The sequence below is a fragment of the Streptomyces sp. NPDC005281 genome (assembly GCF_040607495.1).
In the GTDB taxonomy this organism is placed as follows: domain Bacteria; phylum Actinomycetota; class Actinomycetes; order Streptomycetales; family Streptomycetaceae; genus Streptomyces.
Genome location: NZ_JBEXGX010000005.1, coordinates 274552 through 291039 on the forward strand (window position 1 = coordinate 274552; position 16488 = coordinate 291039).

The 16488-nt window shown below is 70.8% G+C and carries 14 protein-coding genes and 1 pseudogene; 10 read left to right on the plus strand and 5 right to left on the minus strand.

Annotation, left to right across the window (positions count from 1 at the left end):
- The first annotated feature begins 49 nt into the window (after nt 1–49).
- The 8 genes from tkt (at nt 50) to ABZV42_RS10270 (ending at nt 9621) form a co-directional block, all read left to right on the plus strand.
- On the plus strand, nt 50–2143 hold the full coding sequence (gene tkt / locus ABZV42_RS10235; RefSeq protein WP_356051540.1) for a transketolase: 2094 nt from the start codon (nt 50–52) through the stop codon (nt 2141–2143).
- 19 nt (nt 2144–2162) lie between these two features.
- A complete protein-coding gene (tal, locus tag ABZV42_RS10240) occupies nt 2163–3332 on the plus strand; it encodes a transaldolase (RefSeq protein ID WP_356051541.1) in 1170 nt (389 codons plus the stop codon).
- Nucleotides 3329–4987 (plus strand): glucose-6-phosphate dehydrogenase, encoded by a 1659-nt coding sequence (gene zwf, locus ABZV42_RS10245; RefSeq protein ID WP_355982722.1) that lies wholly within the window; start codon nt 3329–3331, stop codon nt 4985–4987. Before tal ends, zwf begins: the two co-directional genes overlap by 4 nt.
- Nucleotides 4984–5919: a glucose-6-phosphate dehydrogenase assembly protein OpcA gene (gene opcA, locus ABZV42_RS10250; RefSeq protein ID WP_355982721.1), complete on the plus strand. Its 936-nt coding sequence runs from the start codon at nt 4984–4986 to the stop codon at nt 5917–5919. Before zwf ends, opcA begins: the two co-directional genes overlap by 4 nt.
- Entirely contained in the window at nt 5912–7558 is a 1647-nt protein-coding gene (pgi, locus tag ABZV42_RS10255; RefSeq protein WP_356051543.1) for a glucose-6-phosphate isomerase, read from the plus strand. The genes opcA and pgi overlap by 8 nt, the downstream gene beginning before the upstream one ends.
- Before the next feature lie 7 nt (nt 7559–7565).
- Entirely contained in the window at nt 7566–8444 is an 879-nt protein-coding gene (gene gnd / locus ABZV42_RS10260; protein ID WP_355978433.1) for a phosphogluconate dehydrogenase (NAD(+)-dependent, decarboxylating), read from the plus strand.
- Nucleotides 8445–8453: 9 nt separating this feature from the next.
- Complete coding sequence (locus ABZV42_RS10265) at nt 8454–9065, plus strand: histidine phosphatase family protein (RefSeq protein ID WP_355978435.1); 612 nt, start codon at nt 8454–8456, stop codon at nt 9063–9065.
- A 100-nt stretch (nt 9066–9165) separates the two neighbouring features.
- Nucleotides 9166–9621, plus strand: coding sequence for a TerB family tellurite resistance protein (locus ABZV42_RS10270; RefSeq protein WP_355978438.1), 456 nt, complete (start codon nt 9166–9168; stop codon nt 9619–9621).
- 111 nt (nt 9622–9732) lie between these two features.
- Here the strand turns inward: ABZV42_RS10270 and ABZV42_RS10275 are convergent, their stop codons facing one another.
- Nucleotides 9733–10182, minus strand: a complete 450-nt coding sequence (locus tag ABZV42_RS10275; RefSeq protein WP_355978440.1) for a PPOX class F420-dependent oxidoreductase — start codon at nt 10180–10182, stop codon at nt 9733–9735.
- A gap of 122 nt (nt 10183–10304) precedes the next feature.
- On the opposite strand from ABZV42_RS10275, the gene ABZV42_RS10280 reads away from it, so the two are divergent.
- The gene (locus tag ABZV42_RS10280) at nt 10305–11531 is read left to right on the plus strand and encodes a serine hydrolase domain-containing protein (RefSeq protein ID WP_355978443.1); all 1227 of its coding nucleotides are present in this window, start codon (nt 10305–10307) and stop codon (nt 11529–11531) included.
- Here ABZV42_RS10280 and ABZV42_RS10285 read toward each other — a convergent pair whose 3' ends face one another.
- The gene (locus tag ABZV42_RS10285) at nt 11532–12761 is read right to left on the minus strand and encodes an MFS transporter (protein ID WP_356051545.1); all 1230 of its coding nucleotides are present in this window, start codon (nt 12759–12761) and stop codon (nt 11532–11534) included.
- Nucleotides 12762–12895: 134 nt separating this feature from the next.
- Nucleotides 12896–13603, minus strand: a complete 708-nt coding sequence (ribA, locus tag ABZV42_RS10290) for a GTP cyclohydrolase II (protein WP_355978449.1) — start codon at nt 13601–13603, stop codon at nt 12896–12898.
- 38 nt (nt 13604–13641) lie between these two features.
- Here ribA and ABZV42_RS10295 point away from each other — a divergent pair, with 38 nt between their 5' ends.
- Entirely contained in the window at nt 13642–14403 is a 762-nt protein-coding gene (locus ABZV42_RS10295) for a creatininase family protein (protein ID WP_355978452.1), read from the plus strand.
- 137 nt (nt 14404–14540) lie between these two features.
- On the opposite strand, the pseudogene ABZV42_RS10300 reads toward ABZV42_RS10295, so the two are convergent.
- Nucleotides 14541–15560, minus strand: a pseudogene (locus tag ABZV42_RS10300) (lysylphosphatidylglycerol synthase transmembrane domain-containing protein); the annotation flags it as partial.
- Nucleotides 15557–16435, minus strand: coding sequence for a class I SAM-dependent methyltransferase (locus ABZV42_RS10305; RefSeq protein ID WP_355978880.1), 879 nt, complete (start codon nt 16433–16435; stop codon nt 15557–15559). The pseudogene ABZV42_RS10300 and the gene ABZV42_RS10305, both read right to left, overlap by 4 nt.
- Between the last annotated feature and the right edge of the window lie 53 nt (nt 16436–16488).

The following is a 16488-nucleotide window of genomic DNA, read 5'->3' on the forward strand; positions in this document are numbered from 1 at the left end:
TTGAACGCAAAGACCTAGCCGCAGCACATCTCGTGAGGACTTCTTGAAGATGAGTACGCAGAGCTCCGACGGATTCAGCTGGACCGAGCTCGACCGCCGCGCCGTCGACACCGCCCGCATTCTGGCCGCCGACGCCGTGCAGAAGGTCGGCAACGGTCACCCCGGGACCGCGATGAGCCTGGCCCCGGCGGCGTACACGCTCTTCCAGAAGGTGATGCGGCACGATCCGGCCGACCCGGAGTGGACCGGCCGGGACCGCTTCGTCCTCTCCCCCGGACACACCTCGCTGACTCTCTACACCCAGCTCTTCCTGTCAGGTTATGAACTCGGCCTCGACGATCTGAAGGCGTTCCGCACCCACGGGTCCAAGACGCCCGGCCACCCCGAGTACGGGCACACCGCGGGCGTGGAGACGACGACCGGCCCGCTCGGCCAGGGCGCCGCCAACGCGGTGGGCATGGCGATGGCCGCCCGCTACGAGCGCGGCCTGTTCGACCCCGAGGCCCCCGAGGGCGAGTCCCCGTTCGACCACACCATCTGGGCGATCGTCTCCGACGGCGATCTGGAGGAGGGCATCTCCGCCGAGGCCTCCTCGCTCGCCGGCCACCAGAAGCTCGGCAACCTCGTCTTCGTCTACGACGACAACCACATCTCCATCGAGGGCGACACGGCGACCGCCTTCTCCGAGGACGTGCTGAAGCGCTACGAGTCGTACGGCTGGCACGTGCAGCGCGTCGAGCCCTCGCCCGACGGCGACATCGACGTGCGTGCCCTGTACACGGCGCTCAGGACGGCACAGGCCGAGACCGGGCGCCCCTCCATCATCGCGATGCGCACGATCATCGCCTGGCCCGCCCCGAACGCGAAGAACACCGAGGCCTCGCACGGCTCGGCGCTGGGCGCCGAGGAGATCGCCGCGACCAAGCGGATCCTCGGCTTCGACCCAGAGCGGACCTTCCAGGTCGACGCCGAGGTCCTGGCCCACGCCCGCCAGGCCCTGGACCGGGGCGCCGAGGCGCACGCCGACTGGGACAAGCGGATCGGCGCGTGGCGCACCGAGCGGCCCGAGAACGCGAAACTCTTCGACCGGATCGTCGCCGGCCAGCTTCCCGAGGGCTGGGAGAGCGCGCTGCCGGTGTTCGAGGAGGGCAGCAGCATCGCCACCCGCGCCGCCTCCGGCACGGTCCTCCAGGCCCTCGGAGCCGTGCTCCCCGAACTGTGGGGCGGCTCCGCCGACCTCGCCGGCTCGAACAACACCACGATCGACAGGGCCAGCTCGTTCCTCCCGGCGGACAACCCGCTGCCCGAGGCGAACCCGTACGGCCGCACGATCCACTTCGGCATCCGCGAGCACTCCATGGCTGCGGAGATGAACGGCATCGCGCTGCACGGCAACACCCGTGTCTACGGCGGCACCTTCCTGGTGTTCTCCGACTACATGCGCAACGCCGTCCGGCTCTCCGCGCTGATGCAGCTCCCGGTGACGTACGTCTGGACGCACGACTCGATCGGTCTCGGCGAGGACGGCCCCACCCACCAGCCGGTCGAGCACCTCGCCTCGCTGCGCGCCATCCCCGGCCTGAACATCGTCCGCCCGGCCGACGCCAACGAGACGGCGATCGCCTGGGCCGAGATCCTCAAGCGGCACGCCACGAACCCGGCCCCGCACGGTCTGGCGCTCACCCGTCAGGGCGTGCCGGCCTACCCCGCCAACACCGAGGCGGCGCGCGGCGGTTACGTCCTGCAGGACGCCTCCGCCGGCACCCCGGACGTCCTCCTCATCGCGACCGGCTCCGAGGTGCAGCTCGCCGTCGCGGCGCGCGAACTGCTGGAGGCCGAGGGCGTGGGCACCCGCGTGGTGTCGATGCCGTCCGTCGAGTGGTTCGAGGAGCAGTCCCCCGAGTACCGGGCCGCTGTCCTTCCGCCGTCCGTGAAGGCGCGCGTGGCGGTCGAGGCCGGAATCGCCCTGACCTGGTACCGGTACGTCGGTGACGCCGGACGTGTCGTCTCGCTGGAGCACTTCGGCGCCTCGGCCGACGCCGGGACGCTGTTCGCCGAGTTCGGGTTCACCGCCGAGAACGTCGCCGCCGCCGCGCGGGCCTCGCTCGGCTCGACCAACGACACCGCCGCCCTGCGCGGCTGATCCGTTCGCACCAAGGAAGATGATCACTGTGACCGAAGCAGCCGCGACCGCGGTACCTCTTGAGCGCCTCTCCCGCGAGGGCGTCTCCGTCTGGCTCGACGACCTCTCCCGCAAGCGCATCGAGTCCGGCAACCTGGCCGAACTCGTCGCGACGCGGCACGTGGTGGGCGTGACCACCAATCCGTCCATCTTCCAGGCCGCGATCGGCTCCGGCGAGGGGTACGGACAGCAGCTGGCCGACCTCGCCGTACGCGGGGTGACGGTCGACGAGGCCGTCCGGATGATGACGACCGCGGACGTGCGCGCCGCCGCCGACATCCTGCGCCCGGTGTTCGAGGCGACCGAAGGCCGTGACGGCCGGGTCTCCATAGAGGTCGACCCCCGTCTGGCGCACAACACCACCGCGACGGTCGCCGAGGCCAGGCAGCTGGCCTGGCTGGTCGACCGCCCGAACGTGATGATCAAGATCCCAGCGACGAAGGCCGGTCTCCCGGCGATCACCGAGGTCATCGGCCTCGGCATCAGCGTCAACGTCACGCTGATCTTCTCCCTGGAGCGCTACCGCGAGGTCATGGACGCCTACCTCGCCGGCCTGGAGCGGGCACGGGAGGCGGGCATCGACCTCGCCGGCATCCACTCCGTCGCCTCCTTCTTCGTCTCCCGGGTCGACAACGAGATCGACAAGCGGCTCGCGAAGACCGGCACGGACGAGGCCCTCGCGCTCAAGGGCAGGGCGGCGCTCGCCAACGCCCGGCTGGCCTACGAGGCGTACGAGGACGTGTTCGGCTCCGCCGGCGGCTCGGCGGCAGGCGGCGCCCGCTGGACGGCGCTCGCCGCGTCCGGCGCCCAGAAGCAGCGTCCGCTGTGGGCCTCCACGGGCGTCAAGGACCCGGCGTACAAGGACACCCTGTACGTCGACGAGCTGGTCGCTCCGGGCACGGTCAACACCATGCCGGAGGGGACGCTGAACGCCACCGCCGACCACGGCGACATCCACGGCGACACGGTGACCGGCGGCTACGACCGGGCCCGTGCCGACCTGGCCGCGGTCGAAGCGCTCGGGATCTCCTACGACGAGGTCGTCGGGCGGCTGGAGGACGAGGGCGTCTCGAAGTTCGAGGCGGCCTGGGAAGATCTCCTCGAAGCCGTGTCGGCCTCCCTGCGGGGCAAGGGAGTTGAAGGGGAATGACCAAGGGTGAGGCGCTTTCCGACGGCGACGCGCAGGATGCGGCCACCGCGCCGCAGGGATCCGGTGACACGGCCGTGGAACCGGACGGCCTGACACCCGAGGCCCTCGCCGCGGCGCTCGGCGTCCCGGCCGCCGACTGGGACAACCCGCTGCGCGACCCGCGCGACCGCAGGCTCCCCCGGATCGCCGGCCCCTCCGGTCTGGTCATCTTCGGTGTCACCGGCGACCTGTCCCGCAAGAAGCTGATGCCGGCGGTGTACGACCTCGCCAACCGGGGCCTGCTGCCGCCGGGCTTCTCGCTCCTCGGGTTCGCCCGCCGCGAGTGGGAGGACCAGGACTTCGCGCAGGTGGTGCACGACTCGGTGCGCGAGCACGCGCGCACCGAGTTCCGCGAGGAGGTCTGGCAACAGCTCGCCGAGGGCATGCGGTTCATCCCGGGCGACTTCGACGACGACACGGCTTTCAAGCAACTGCGCTCCGCCGTCGAGGAGTTGGACGCGTCCCGGGGCACCAGCGGCAACTACGCCTTCTACCTCTCCGTACCGCCGAAGTTCTTCCCGAAGGTGGTGCGGCAGCTCAAGAAGCACGGGCTGGCGAACGCCCCCGAGGGGTCCTGGCGGCGCGCGGTCATCGAGAAGCCGTTCGGCCACGACCTGCGAAGCGCCCGTGAGCTGAACCGGATCGTGCACGACGTGTTCGACCCGGACCAGGTGTTCCGGATCGACCACTACCTCGGCAAGGAGACCGTCCAGAACATCCTGGCGCTCCGCTTCGCCAACCAGATGTACGAGCCGATCTGGAACCGGTCGTACGTCGACCACGTCCAGATCACCATGGCCGAGGACATCGGCATCGGCGGCCGGGCCGGTTACTACGACGGCATCGGCTCCGCCCGTGACGTCATCCAGAACCACCTGCTCCAGCTGATGGCCCTGACCGCCATGGAGGAACCGGCCGCCTTCGACGCCGAGTCGCTGCTCGCCGAGAAGCTCAAGGTCCTCAGGGCCGTGAAGCTGCCGGAGAACCTGGGCGAGCACACCGTGCGCGGCCAGTACGCGGCGAGCTGGCAGGGCGGCGAGAGGGTGCACGGCTACCTCCAGGAGGAGGGCATCGACCCCGGCTCGACGACCGACACCTACGCGGCCGTCAAACTCCAGGTGGACAACCGCCGCTGGGCCGGCGTCCCGTTCTACCTGCGCACCGGCAAGCGCCTGGGCCGCCGCGTCACCGAGATCGCGGTCGTCTTCCACCGCGCCCCGCACTCGCCGTTCGACTCCACGGCCACCGAGGAGCTCGGCTCCAACGCCATCGTCATCCGCGTCCAGCCCGACGAGGGCATGACCGTGCGCTTCGGATCGAAGGTGCCGGGTACCTCCATGGAGATCCGGGACGTCACCATGGACTTCGCGTACGGCGAGTCGTTCACCGAGTCCAGCCCGGAGGCGTACGAGCGGCTGATCCTGGATGTCCTGCTCGGCGACGCCAATCTCTTCCCCCGCCACCAGGAGGTGGAAGAGTCCTGGAAGATCCTCGACCCGATCGAGGGGTACTGGGAGAGTCACGGCACACCCGCGCAGTACCCCTCGGGCGGCTGGGGCCCGGAGGAAGCCGACGAGATGCTCGCACGAGACGGACGGAGCTGGCGCAGGCCATGAAGATCGACCTGACCGACACCACGGCAAGCCAAATCAACAAGGCACTCGTACGGGGGCGCCGGGCCATCGGCACCCCCGCAGTGGGCATGGTCCTGACGATGGTCATCGTCACCGACGAGGAGAACGCCTACGACTCGATCAAGGCGGCCGAGGAGGCCTCACGCGAGCACCCCTCGCGCACCCTGGTCGTCATCAAGCGGGTCGCCCGCACCCCGCGCGACCGCACCAACTCCCGTCTGGACGCCGAGGTGCGCGTCGGCTCCGACGCGGGCACCGGCGAGACGGTCGTCCTGCGGACGTACGGCGACGTCTCCGACCACGCCGACTCGGTCGTCCTGCCGCTGCTGCTGCCCGACGCCCCCGTCGTCGTCTGGTGGCCGGTGGACGCGCCCGAGAACCCGGTCAAGGACCCGCTCGGCGCCCTCGCCCAGCGCCGGATCACCGACATGTACGCCGTCGAGGCGCCGCTCCAGGCGCTGGACGCCCGCGCCGCCTCGTACGCGCCGGGTGACACCGACCTGGCGTGGACCCGGCTCACTCCCTGGCGCTCCATGCTGGCGGCGGCGCTCGACCAGGCCCGGACGAAGGTGATCTCGGCGACCGTCGAGAGCGAGGCGCAGAACCCGAGCGCCGAACTGCTGGCCCGCTGGCTGGAGGCCCGCCTCCAGGTCAAGACCGAGCGGGTCGTCACCGCGGGCCCCGTGGTGACCGCCGTCCGGCTCGGCACCGAGAACGGCGAGATCGTCATCGACCGCCCCGAGGGCCCGCTGGCGACCCTGTCCCTGCCCGGTCAGCCCTCCCGCACCCTCGCGCTGAAGGTGCGCTCCACCTCCGAGCTGATCGCCGAGGAACTGCGCCGCCTCGACGCGGACGAGATGTACGCCGTCGCCCTGCGCGGCGACGCCCCCAAGGAGACCCCCCGTCATGTCTGAGTACCCCAAGCCCACCCGGCGTCCGGAGTGGGTCGCCCTGGAGGACCACCGCGCGACCACGCTGCTCCACCCGCGGCTGCGCGACCTGTTCGCCGCCGACCCCGCCCGCGCCGAGCGGTACGTCGTCCAGGTCGGCGACCTGCGGATCGACTACTCCAAGCACCTCATCAACGACGAGACCCTGGCCCTGCTCCAGGAACTGGCCGTCGCCACCGGTGTGTTCGGGCTGCGGGACGCGATGTTCCGGGGCGAGAAGATCAACACGACCGAGGACCGGGCGGTGCTGCACACCGCGCTGCGGGCGCCGCGGGACGCGGTGGTCGAGGTCGACGGGGAGAACGTGGTTCCGGCCGTGCACGCGGTCCTGGACAAGATGGCGGACTTCGCCGGCCGGGTCCGCTCCGGCGAGTGGACCGGGCACACCGGCAAGCGCATCAAGAACGTCGTCAACATCGGCATCGGCGGCTCCGACCTCGGTCCGGCGATGGCGTACGAGGTGCTGCGCTCCTTCACCGACCGCTCGCTGAGCGTGCGGTTCGTGTCGAACGTGGACGGCGCCGACCTGCACGAGGCGGTCCACGATCTGGACCCCGCCGAGACACTGTTCGTCATCGCCTCGAAGACGTTCACCACGATCGAGACGATCACCAACGCCACCTCCGCCCGCTCCTGGCTGCTGGCCGGACTCGGTGAGGAGAAGGCGGTGGCGCGGCACTTCGTGGCGCTGTCGACGAACGCGGAGAAGGTCTCGGACTTCGGGATCGACACGGCGAACATGTTCGAGTTCTGGGACTGGGTCGGCGGGCGCTACTCGTACGACTCGGCGATCGGCCTGTCGCTGATGATCGCGATCGGCCCGGACCGTTTCCGCGAGATGCTGGACGGTTTCCACCTGGTCGACGAGCACTTCCGCACCGCTCCGGCGGAGGCCAACGCCCCGCTGCTGCTCGGCCTGTTGGGCGTCTGGTACGGCAACTTCCACGACGCCCAGTCGCACGCCGTGCTGCCGTACTCGCACTACCTCTCCAAGTTCACGGCCTATCTCCAGCAGCTCGACATGGAGTCCAACGGCAAGTCCGTCGACCGTGACGGCAACCCGGTGGAGTGGCAGACCGGACCGGTGGTGTGGGGCACGCCCGGGACCAACGGCCAGCACGCGTACTACCAGTTGATCCACCAGGGCACCAAGCTCATCCCCGCCGACTTCATCGGCTTCGTCAACCCGGTCGGTGAACTGAGCGACGAACTCGCCGCGCAGCAGGACCTGCTGATGGCCAACTTCTTCGCGCAGACGCAGGCGCTGGCCTTCGGCAAGACCCCGGACGAGGTCCGCGCCGAGGGTGTGCCCGAGGAACTGGTGCCGCACAAGACGTTCCAGGGCAACCACCCCACGACCACGATCCTCGCCGCCGAACTGACCCCCTCGGTCCTGGGCCAGCTGATCGCCCTCTACGAGCACAAGGTGTTCGTCCAGGGCGCGATCTGGAACATCGACTCCTTCGACCAGTGGGGCGTCGAGCTCGGCAAGGTCCTCGCCAAGCGCGTCGAGCCCGCCCTGACCGAAGGCGCGGACGTGCCAGGTCTCGATCCCTCCACGGCCGCTCTCGTGGCCGCTTACCGCACCCTGCGAAAGAAGTGAACTGACAATGCAGCTCGGACTCATCGGTCTCGGCAAGATGGGCGGCAACATGCGCGAGCGCATACGCCGCGCCGGCCACACCGTCGTCGGCTACGACCGTAATCCGGACCTCGCCGACGTGCACAGCCTCGCCGAACTCGTGGGCGCTCTCGAGGGCCCGCGCGTGGTCTGGGTGATGGTGCCGGCCGGCGCCCCCACCCAGACCGTCATCGACGAACTCGGTGACCTGCTGGAGGCCGGCGACACGGTCGTGGACGGCGGCAACTCCCGCTGGACGGACGACGAGAAGCACGCCGAGGAGCTGGCGGCCAAGGGCATCGGCTTCGTCGACGCCGGTGTCTCGGGCGGTGTGTGGGGCCTGGAGAACGGCTACGCGCTGATGGTCGGCGGCGACGCCGGGAACATCGAGAAGATCCGGCCGGTCTTCGACGCGCTCAAGCCCGAGGGCGACTTCGGCTTCGTGCACGCCGGCAAGGTGGGCGCGGGCCACTTCTCCAAGATGGTCCACAACGGCATCGAGTACGCCATGATGCAGGCGTATGCCGAGGGCTGGGAGCTGCTGGAGAAGGTCGACTCGGTCACCGACGTACGTGAGGTGTTCCGCTCCTGGCAGGAGGGCACCGTCATCCGCTCCTGGCTGCTCGACCTCGCCGTCAACGCCCTGGAGGACGACGAGCACCTGGACAAGCTGCGCGGCCACGCGCAGGACTCCGGCGAGGGCCGCTGGACCGTCGAGGCCGCCATCGACCACGCGGTGCCGCTGCCCGCCATCACGGCGTCCCTCTTCGCCCGCTTCGCGTCCCGCCAGGACGACTCGCCGCAGATGAAGATGATCGCGGCGCTGCGCAACCAGTTCGGCGGCCACGCCGTCGAGTCGGCGAAGTAGGGAAGGACCATGGGCGATCTCATCCTGGTCCGCCACGGAGAGACTGAGTGGACCCTGACGGGACAGCACACCAGTTGGACCGACCTTCCGCTCACCCCGCACGGCGAGGAGCAGGCCAAGTCCCTCGCTCCGTTCTTCGCCGGGCACTCCTTCGCCCAGGTCCTGACCAGTCCCCTCGGCCGCGCGGTACGGACAGCCGAACTCGCGGGGCTGTCCGGTCCGCGGACCGACCCGGATCTGCACGAGTGGGACTACGGCGGCTACGAGGGGGTCACCACCCGCGCCGTCCACCGGGCCCGGCCCGGCTGGGTGCTGTGGGACGACGGGGTGCCGCCCGGCCCGGACGGCCACCCCGGCGAGACGCCCCGCGAGGTGGGTGTGCGCGCCGACCGCGTGCTCTCCCGGGTGGACGCTGCGCTCTGCGACCACCCCGGTGACGTGGTGCTGGTGGCGCACGCGCACTTCCTGCGTGTGCTCACGGCCCGCCGGCTGGGGCTGCCGCCCGAGTCGGGGCGGCTGTTCCAGCTGGCGACCGGAACCGTAAGCCGGTTGTCCACCGAGCACGGCGATCCTGTGATCGCCGCGTGGAATCAACCGGGAACTTCCGTCACGGTCCACTAGTTTCCACGGTGCTGACGTAGTGCCGCGGCACTAGAAACCGAAGAGACTTCCGGTCCGCCCGCCCGGGCGGACCGGACTCTTGAACACACATGGAGTTCTCATGGCCCTGTGGGACCGCGTCAAGGAGTCCGCGTCGACGATGCAGACCCAGCTCGTGGCGAAGAAGAACGATCTCAAGAGCGGAGCCTTCCGCGACGCGAGCATGGCGATGTGCGCACTCGTCGCCGCGGCGGACGGCTCGATCGACCCGTCCGAGCGGCAGCGCGTGGCCCAGCTCATCGCCACGAACGAGGTGCTCCAGAACTTCGACGCCATGGACCTCCAGCGCCGTTTCGACGACAACCTGAACAAGCTGACCGCCGACTTCGCCTTCGGCAAGGTCAGTGTTCTCCAGGAGATCGCCAAGGCGAAGAAGAAGCCCGCCGAGGCCCGCGCCGTCATCCAGATCGGCATCGTCATCGGCGGCGCCGACGGCGACTTCGACAAGACCGAGCAGGCCGTGGTGCGCGAGGCGTGCTTCACGCTCGACCTGCCGCCGCACGAGTTCGACCTCTAGGACGGTCTGTCCGTCGAGGACTCCGAGGCGCGCGACGAGCTCCCTGGGCCTGCCTGTCGAGGGGCCCAGGCACGCTCGCTCCGACTCCTCCCGCCCGGCAGGGAGCAGCCCTCAGCGCCCGGGAATCCCGTACGCCCGCTCCACGCGCAGCCGCAGCACCAGCCGGCCGTCGCGGACCATGGCGGCACGGTAGTCGTCCCAGTCCGGATGTTCGCCGAGAACGTCCCGATAGACCCGGACGAGCTCCTCCACGGTCTCGTCGTGCGGATCCCCCGCGACGGGCGTCAGCTCGGCCGTGCCCTCGACGACCGTGTACGCCCACCGGTCCGCGCTGGTCACGTGGTACGAGGCACGTGGGTCCCGGCGCAGATTGCGGGTCTTGGCGCGGTCGTCGGTGAGCGAGACACGGATGATCTTCTCGTCGGGGTAGTACACATGGCTGACGTTCGACAGCTGGGGCCTGCCGTCCTTCTTGAGGGTGACGAGCACCCCGCCCTTGTACTCGGAGAGCAGCTTCAGCAGTGCGTCCTGTGTCGCGTCCTGGTTCGCTTCCTCAGTCATACCCGCGTCAACGCTCCGGAGGCCTCACGTCATCCCGTGGACGCGGTCTCTCCCATGTCATCGACGCCTCACCAGTACGTTTGGCACGATTGAGGACGCGAGCCGCGGTCAGAAGGAGAGCCATGGGACATCTGCGACAGGAAGTCGATCCGGGATCGGTCGGCCTGGACCCCGAGGCGCTGGACCGGCTCGACCAGCACTTCGCCGCACTGGTCGACGACGGCCGACTGCCCGGTTTCCTGGTCGCCGTCTCCCGGCACGGGCAGGTCGCCCACCTCACCACGTACGGCCGGCGCGACCGTGCGGCGGAACTCCCGGTGGAGAGCGACACGTTGTGGCGGATCTACTCCATGACCAAGCCGGTCACCTCGGTCGCCGCCCTGATGCTGGTCGAAGAGGGCCGCCTCGGACTGGACGACCGGGTGGCCGACTTCCTTCCGGCCTTCGCCGAGCCGCGGGTGTACGTCGGCGGGTCGGGGCAGGACACGAGGACCCGGCCTGCCGGACAGCCCATCCTGATCCGGCACCTGCTGACCCACACCGCGGGCCTGACCTTCGGCTTCTACCACGCGCATCCCGTCGACGGGCTCTACCGGGACGCCGGTGTGGAGTCCTCGGTGGCACCGGGCACCGACCTGGCCGGGACCTGCGAGGTGTACGCCCGGCTGCCGCTCCAGTTCGAGCCGGGCACACGGTGGAACTACTCGGTGGCCACCAATGTCCTCGGCCGGGTCATCGAGGTGGTGTCCGGCCAGGATCTCGACGACTTCCTCCACCGGCGCGTCCTCGGGCCGCTCGGGATGACGGACGCCGGATTCCAAGTCACGGACGAACAGGCGGGCAGACTCGCCGAGTTGTACGGGGAGGACGGCGAAGGGCAGCTCACCCCGATCGCCGGTCTCCCGCTGCGCGGCCGGCCCCGGTTCCTGTCCGGCAGCGGGGGAATGGTCGCCACGGCCCACGACTACCACCGCTTCATGGAGATGCTCAGGCGCCGCGGCGAACTCGACGGGACCCGTCTGCTGCGCCCCGGGACCGTGGACCTGATGGCGGCCAACCAGCTTCCCGGCAACGCCGACCGGCGCTCCTTCGGCAGCCCGGTCCATCAGGAACCCGGCAACGCGGGCCTCGGTTTCGGCCTGGGCGTCTCGGTCGTGGTGGACCGGGCGGTCACCCGGGCGCCGTCCAGCGAGGGCGCGTTCGGCTGGAGCGGAGTGGCCACCACGACGTTCTGGGTCGACCCGCGACGCGACCTGACCGTGCAGTTCCTGAGCCAACTGCGCCCGAAAGGCTCCCACTCGGTCTTCCCCGAGCTCAAGCGGCTGGTGCACGAGGCGGTACGGTCCTGATCAGCGCGGGGTCGTCCGGTTGACGCGGTAGACGTCCCATACACACAGGTTGAGCACCGTGGCGGTCACGATCACGCCCGCGCAGACCAGAAGCACCTCACGGTCCGACCAGGCGCCGGCCGCCAGTGCGGCGAGCAGATAGCCGAGCGGGATCGCGGCGCGCTCGCCGACGCTGTTGAAGGCGGCGGCTCGCCCCAACTCGCGCTCAGGTACGTGCAGTTGGAAAGCGGTGGTCCAGGCGACGATGGCGACGTCGAGGCCGATGCCCGCGAGGAGGGCGGCGAACAGGACGGCGGGCAGCGGCAGCGCGAGACCCATCGCGGCCAGCGGCAGAAAGAGCAGGGAGGCGGTGCTCACGGCGACGGCGAGCAGCCGGTAGGGCTTCCACCACAGGCACACCAGCGCGCCCGTCAGCAGTCCGAGCGCGAACGCCCCCTGCACCAGGCCCCAGGAGCTCGCTCCGGAGTACAGCCGGGCGGCGAGAACCGGTCCGAGCATCTGGAATCCGGCCAGCCAGGCGGCCACCACGACCGTCCCGGCCAGTGTGTACGTCCACAGCCAGGTGCGGGAACGGAATCCGTCCCAGCCCGAGCGCAGATCACCGAGGACGCTGCCCGCGGCGACAGGTGCGTCCAGGCGCAGCCCGCGCAGCAGCAGGGCCGCGATCAGGAACGAGAGGGCGTCCCAGGTCAGCGCCCATCCGGGTCCGCAGAGGGTGACGACCAGCCCTCCCGCCACGGGACCGAGCACCCGTACGGCGTTGGTCGGCAGCCTGACCAGCGCGTTGGCCTGCTGGAGATGTTCCGGCTCCACCAGCTGATTCACCACGCCCTGTCCCGCGGGCCCGGTGAACGCCACGGCGACTCCCGAGAGGAAGCCACAGGCCGCGATGGAACCGGTCGAGGCCGCGCCGGTCAGCACGACGACGGCGAGCGCCCCTTGTGCCAGCGCCGCGCCCAGGTTGCCCACCAGCAGGATCCGGCTGCGGGACATCCGGTCCGCCAGCACGCCGCCCACCAGCAGGAAGGCGACCGTCGGAACGGTGTTCACGGCGAGCACCAGACCGAGCGATCCGGCTCCCCCGCCCTGTCCGATCACGGCGTAGGCGAGCGCGAGCGGTGCCATCGCCGAGCCCGTCGCGGAGATCAGGCCGGCCAGCGCGAACCGGCGGAAGCCGGCGCTGCGCAAGGGTGCCGTCCGGACGTTCGGCACCTGCGCCGCCGTCTTCATGGTCCGCCCCCGCCGTCGGTGTGGGGCGCCGCCCGGTCCCGTCGGGTGCCCTCGAATGCGCGGCGATCATACGGGTCCGGGGCCGGTCCGGGGTCCTGATTCGGACAGCCCCGGGACCGCGCACCCCGCTTCCGTCATTCCTCGGTGACGACCGTCTTCGCCGACCCGGCGAAGATCGCCTTCGCCCACTCCTCGCCGTCCAGGTGGGGCAGGTAGTGGTCGAGGCGTTCCCGCTTGGTCAGCAGGTAGGTGAGGTTGTCCTCGCACGGCGGTATGAGGAGCGGCACCTGCTCGGCGACCTTGATGCCGTGGCGCAGCAGCGACTCGCGCTTGCGCGGGTTGTTCGACAGCAGCCGCACGGACCGTACGCCGAGGTCGTGCAGCATCTCGGCCGCCACCCGGTAGTCGCGGGCGTCCACCGGCAGCCCGAGGGCGACGTTCGCCTCGACGGTGTCGAGCCCCTCCGCCTGGAGCTTCATCGCCTTGAGCTTGGCCAGCAGACCGATGCCCCGGCCCTCGTGACCGCGCAGGTAGACGAGGACGCCGCGGCCCTCGGCCACAATGGCCTTGAGCGAGGCGACGAGTTGGGGGCCGCACTCGCAGTGCTGGGATCCGAAGGAATCGCCCGTCAGGCATTCGGAATGCAGCCGGGTCAGTACGTCACCCTTTCCGAGGGTGTCCAAGTCGCCGTGCACGAGGACGACTTGTTCCTCGCCGAGGTCGTGGTCTAGGTAGCCGACGGCGTGGAAATCGCCGTACACGGTGGGCAGCGGGGCAATCACGACTCGTTCGACACCTGTGAGGTGGGCATTCCCGCCGAGTACGCCAAAGTTATCTGTCATGATCTGGTTCCTAAGCAGAGTCGAAAGGGCCGTGAAAGATGAGTAGTTCGGGAACACGCGTGACGGTGTCCGGTGTGCTGTCACTGGACACCACGGAGGATGTCCGCGAGCGGGGGGCCGGTGTCGCCCGCCAGGTCGCCGTCCTTCCCGTCGGCAGCCTCGAACAGCACGGCGCGTACCTGCCCCTGACGACCGACACACTGGTGGCGTGCGCCATCGCGCGGGAGATCGCGGACGCCTATCCGGTGCATCTTCTTCCTCCGGTGACGATCTCCTGCTCGCACGAGCACGCCGACTGGCCGGGCACCGTCAGCATTTCCTCCGTCACGCTGTACGCCGTCGTCCGGGACATCGCCGCTTCGTTGCGGCGATCGGGCGTCGACACTCTGGTCGTCGTCAACGGACACGGAGGGAATTACGTACTGGGCAATGTCGTTCAGGAATCCGCGGGCACCGGTACGCGCATGGCGCTTTTCCCGGCCGCGGAGGACTGGGAGGGCGCGTGTGAACGGGCCGGTGTGCAGACGTCGTTGCTCACCGATATGCACGCCGGAGAAATCGAGACCTCCATTCTCCTGCATGCCCATCCGGAATACGTCAAAGACGGTTATGAGACCTCCGATTTCGTCGCCGACGACCGTCGGCATCTGCTCACCCTCGGCATGTCGGCCTATACCGATTCCGGGGTCATCGGCCGTCCCTCGATGGCCGGCGCCGAGAAGGGGAAGGAACTCCTCGCCGGGCTGACCGAGGCCTTCGGAGCGTATTTCTCCCTGGTGACGTCCGAGACGCTGCACTGATCAGGCCCTCCCGCGCTCTCCTCGCGGGGGCGCCGGAGCGCGGCACCCCACCGGACGACCAGGACCACGGCGCCGGGCAGTGCCGCCGCGAAGCTGAGCACTCCATAGATCACCGCGACGGTCAGGCCCATGCCGGCGCCGAGCCCGGCGGCACCGAACGCCCAGGCGGTGGCGCCCTCGCGGGGGCCCCACCCGCCGACGTTCAGCGGCACCCCCATGGCGAGCAGGGCGAGCACGGCCAGCGGCATCAGCAGGGCGACGGAGGCGGTGGATCCGGCGGCCCGGGCGGCGAGGACGAACATCGCCAGATGTCCGGCGAGCACCAGGACCGACGAGAGCGTCACACCGGGCCAGCTGCGCCGGGCCAGCAGTGCGCTCCGGGCCTCGCCGAGGGCGCCGCGGACGGCTCGGTACCGTCCGGCGTCCGAGGGTCCCCGCCGCCTGCGGACGACACCGAAAGCCACCGCGCCGCACACCGCGACGATCGCGAGGACCAGCGCGCTCTCGCGGGCCTGGGCGAGCACGGGTGACGGCTGGGTGAGCAGCACCACCGCGCCGACGGCCACGAGGACGGCCTGTCCCGCGGTGCGTTCGAGCACCACCGAGCGCACGCCCCGGCCGATGTCACCGGCGCTCTGCCCGTGCCGCACGGCCCGGTGCACATCGCCGAGGACTCCGCCGGGCAGCGCGGCGTTCAGGAACAGCGCGCGGTAGTAGTCCGCGACGGCCGCGCCCAGCGGGAGTTCGATGCGCAGCTCACGCGCGACCAGGCACCAACGCCAGGCGCTGAACACCGTGGTGAGCAGGCCGATCACGACCGCCACCGTGAGCGTGGTCCCGTCGATCCGCCGCAGCCCGTCCACGAACACCCCGGTACCCAGGCGCCAGAGCAGCACACCGAGGATCAGGACACCGGCGGCGGTACCGACGTGCTTGCGGACCCTGCCGGACACGCGCCGGGCCCGGGAGGTTCCGTCGGCCGTGGGCTTCCCGGGGCCCGGGGCGGGGGCGGGCCTCGGCCCGGCACCCTCGGGGCCCGGCACCCGCGAGGCGGGCGCACCGGACTCCGTGGGGTCGTTCTGGGGCGGGCCGTCGAGGTCCGCGGTCCCGGCCGCCGGGGCGGCGGCCGGGCCCAGCGTCTCCAGGCCCGCGCTCACGCCGCACCTCCGGCGGGGTGGGGCAGCGCCAGCACATCGCTGTGGTGGACGACGGCCCGCAGCTCGCCCGCGGCGCAGGCCGCCAGCCGGGACTCCAGATACGCCTCCGCCCGTTCCGCCAACTCGGGACGCTCTTCCACCGCCGCGCCGACCCAGCCGCGCAGCCACTCCCCGGTGAGGTCGGCCTCCGCGCGGCCGAGCCGCCAGGGGCTCGGGTGCACCTGTACGGTCGCGCCGTAGCGGGCGAACGCCTCGCAGGCGGCGGTGACGGCGTCCGGGCCGAGCAGGTCGCCGCGCCGCTGGTGGGCGTTGAACGCCTCGGTGATCTCGGCGTCCAGCGGGTCCGCCGGGGTGAGTTCGACCCGGCCGGCGACGGACAGCGTCAGCAGGGCGGGCACGCCCGCGCCGGCGCAGGCCGCCGCGAGCCGGTCGATCTCCTCGGCGGTGAGCACGTCGAGCAGTGCCGACGCGGTCACCAGGGAGGCGCCGGCCAGGCCGTCCGCGGTCAGCCGCCCGATGTCACCGCGCTGGGTGGTGACGCCGACATGGCTGCCGTCGGCCGCCGCCCTGGGTGCCCCGACGGTGGCGAAGTGCAGCAGGTAGGGGTCCCGGTCGTGCAGGATCCAGTGCTGGGCGCCGTCGAGCCGCGGAGCCAGCCAGCGGCCCATGGAGCCGGTGCCGCAGCCGAGGTCGTGGATGGCGAGAGCGCCGCCGCGCACGGACCGGTTGGCCAGCCGGATGCGCAGCGGGTCGAGCAGGTCGACCGCCCGCGCGGCGGCGTCGGCTGGCTCGCGCAGCTGGAGCCACTGGGGCGCGTAGCGCACCTCGTCGGTTTCGGGGTCCCCGGCTCGCTGACCTGGCACGCCAGTCCTCACCTTCTCCTCGGGGGTGCCGGAGTCCGGCCCGCTCGCGGGAGTCGTCGCGGTAC

Bases quoted from the DNA above. Each gene is read 5' to 3' on its own strand.
- tkt (WP_356051540.1), top strand. From the start codon at position 50: ATGAGTACGCAGAGCTCCGACGGATTCAGCTGGACCGAGCTCGACCGC.
- tal (WP_356051541.1), top strand. From the start codon at position 2,163: ATGATCACTGTGACCGAAGCAGCCGCGACCGCGGTACCTCTTGAGCGC.
- zwf (WP_355982722.1), top strand. From the start codon at position 3,329: ATGACCAAGGGTGAGGCGCTTTCCGACGGCGACGCGCAGGATGCGGCC.
- opcA (WP_355982721.1), top strand. From the start codon at position 4,984: ATGAAGATCGACCTGACCGACACCACGGCAAGCCAAATCAACAAGGCA.
- pgi (WP_356051543.1), top strand. From the start codon at position 5,912: ATGTCTGAGTACCCCAAGCCCACCCGGCGTCCGGAGTGGGTCGCCCTG.
- gnd (WP_355978433.1), top strand. From the start codon at position 7,566: ATGCAGCTCGGACTCATCGGTCTCGGCAAGATGGGCGGCAACATGCGC.
- ABZV42_RS10265 (WP_355978435.1), top strand. From the start codon at position 8,454: ATGGGCGATCTCATCCTGGTCCGCCACGGAGAGACTGAGTGGACCCTG.
- ABZV42_RS10270 (WP_355978438.1), top strand. From the start codon at position 9,166: ATGGCCCTGTGGGACCGCGTCAAGGAGTCCGCGTCGACGATGCAGACC.
- ABZV42_RS10275 (WP_355978440.1), bottom strand. From the start codon at position 10,182: ATGACTGAGGAAGCGAACCAGGACGCGACACAGGACGCACTGCTGAAG.
- ABZV42_RS10280 (WP_355978443.1), top strand. From the start codon at position 10,305: ATGGGACATCTGCGACAGGAAGTCGATCCGGGATCGGTCGGCCTGGAC.
- ABZV42_RS10285 (WP_356051545.1), bottom strand. From the start codon at position 12,761: ATGAAGACGGCGGCGCAGGTGCCGAACGTCCGGACGGCACCCTTGCGC.
- ribA (WP_355978449.1), bottom strand. From the start codon at position 13,603: ATGACAGATAACTTTGGCGTACTCGGCGGGAATGCCCACCTCACAGGT.
- ABZV42_RS10295 (WP_355978452.1), top strand. From the start codon at position 13,642: ATGAGTAGTTCGGGAACACGCGTGACGGTGTCCGGTGTGCTGTCACTG.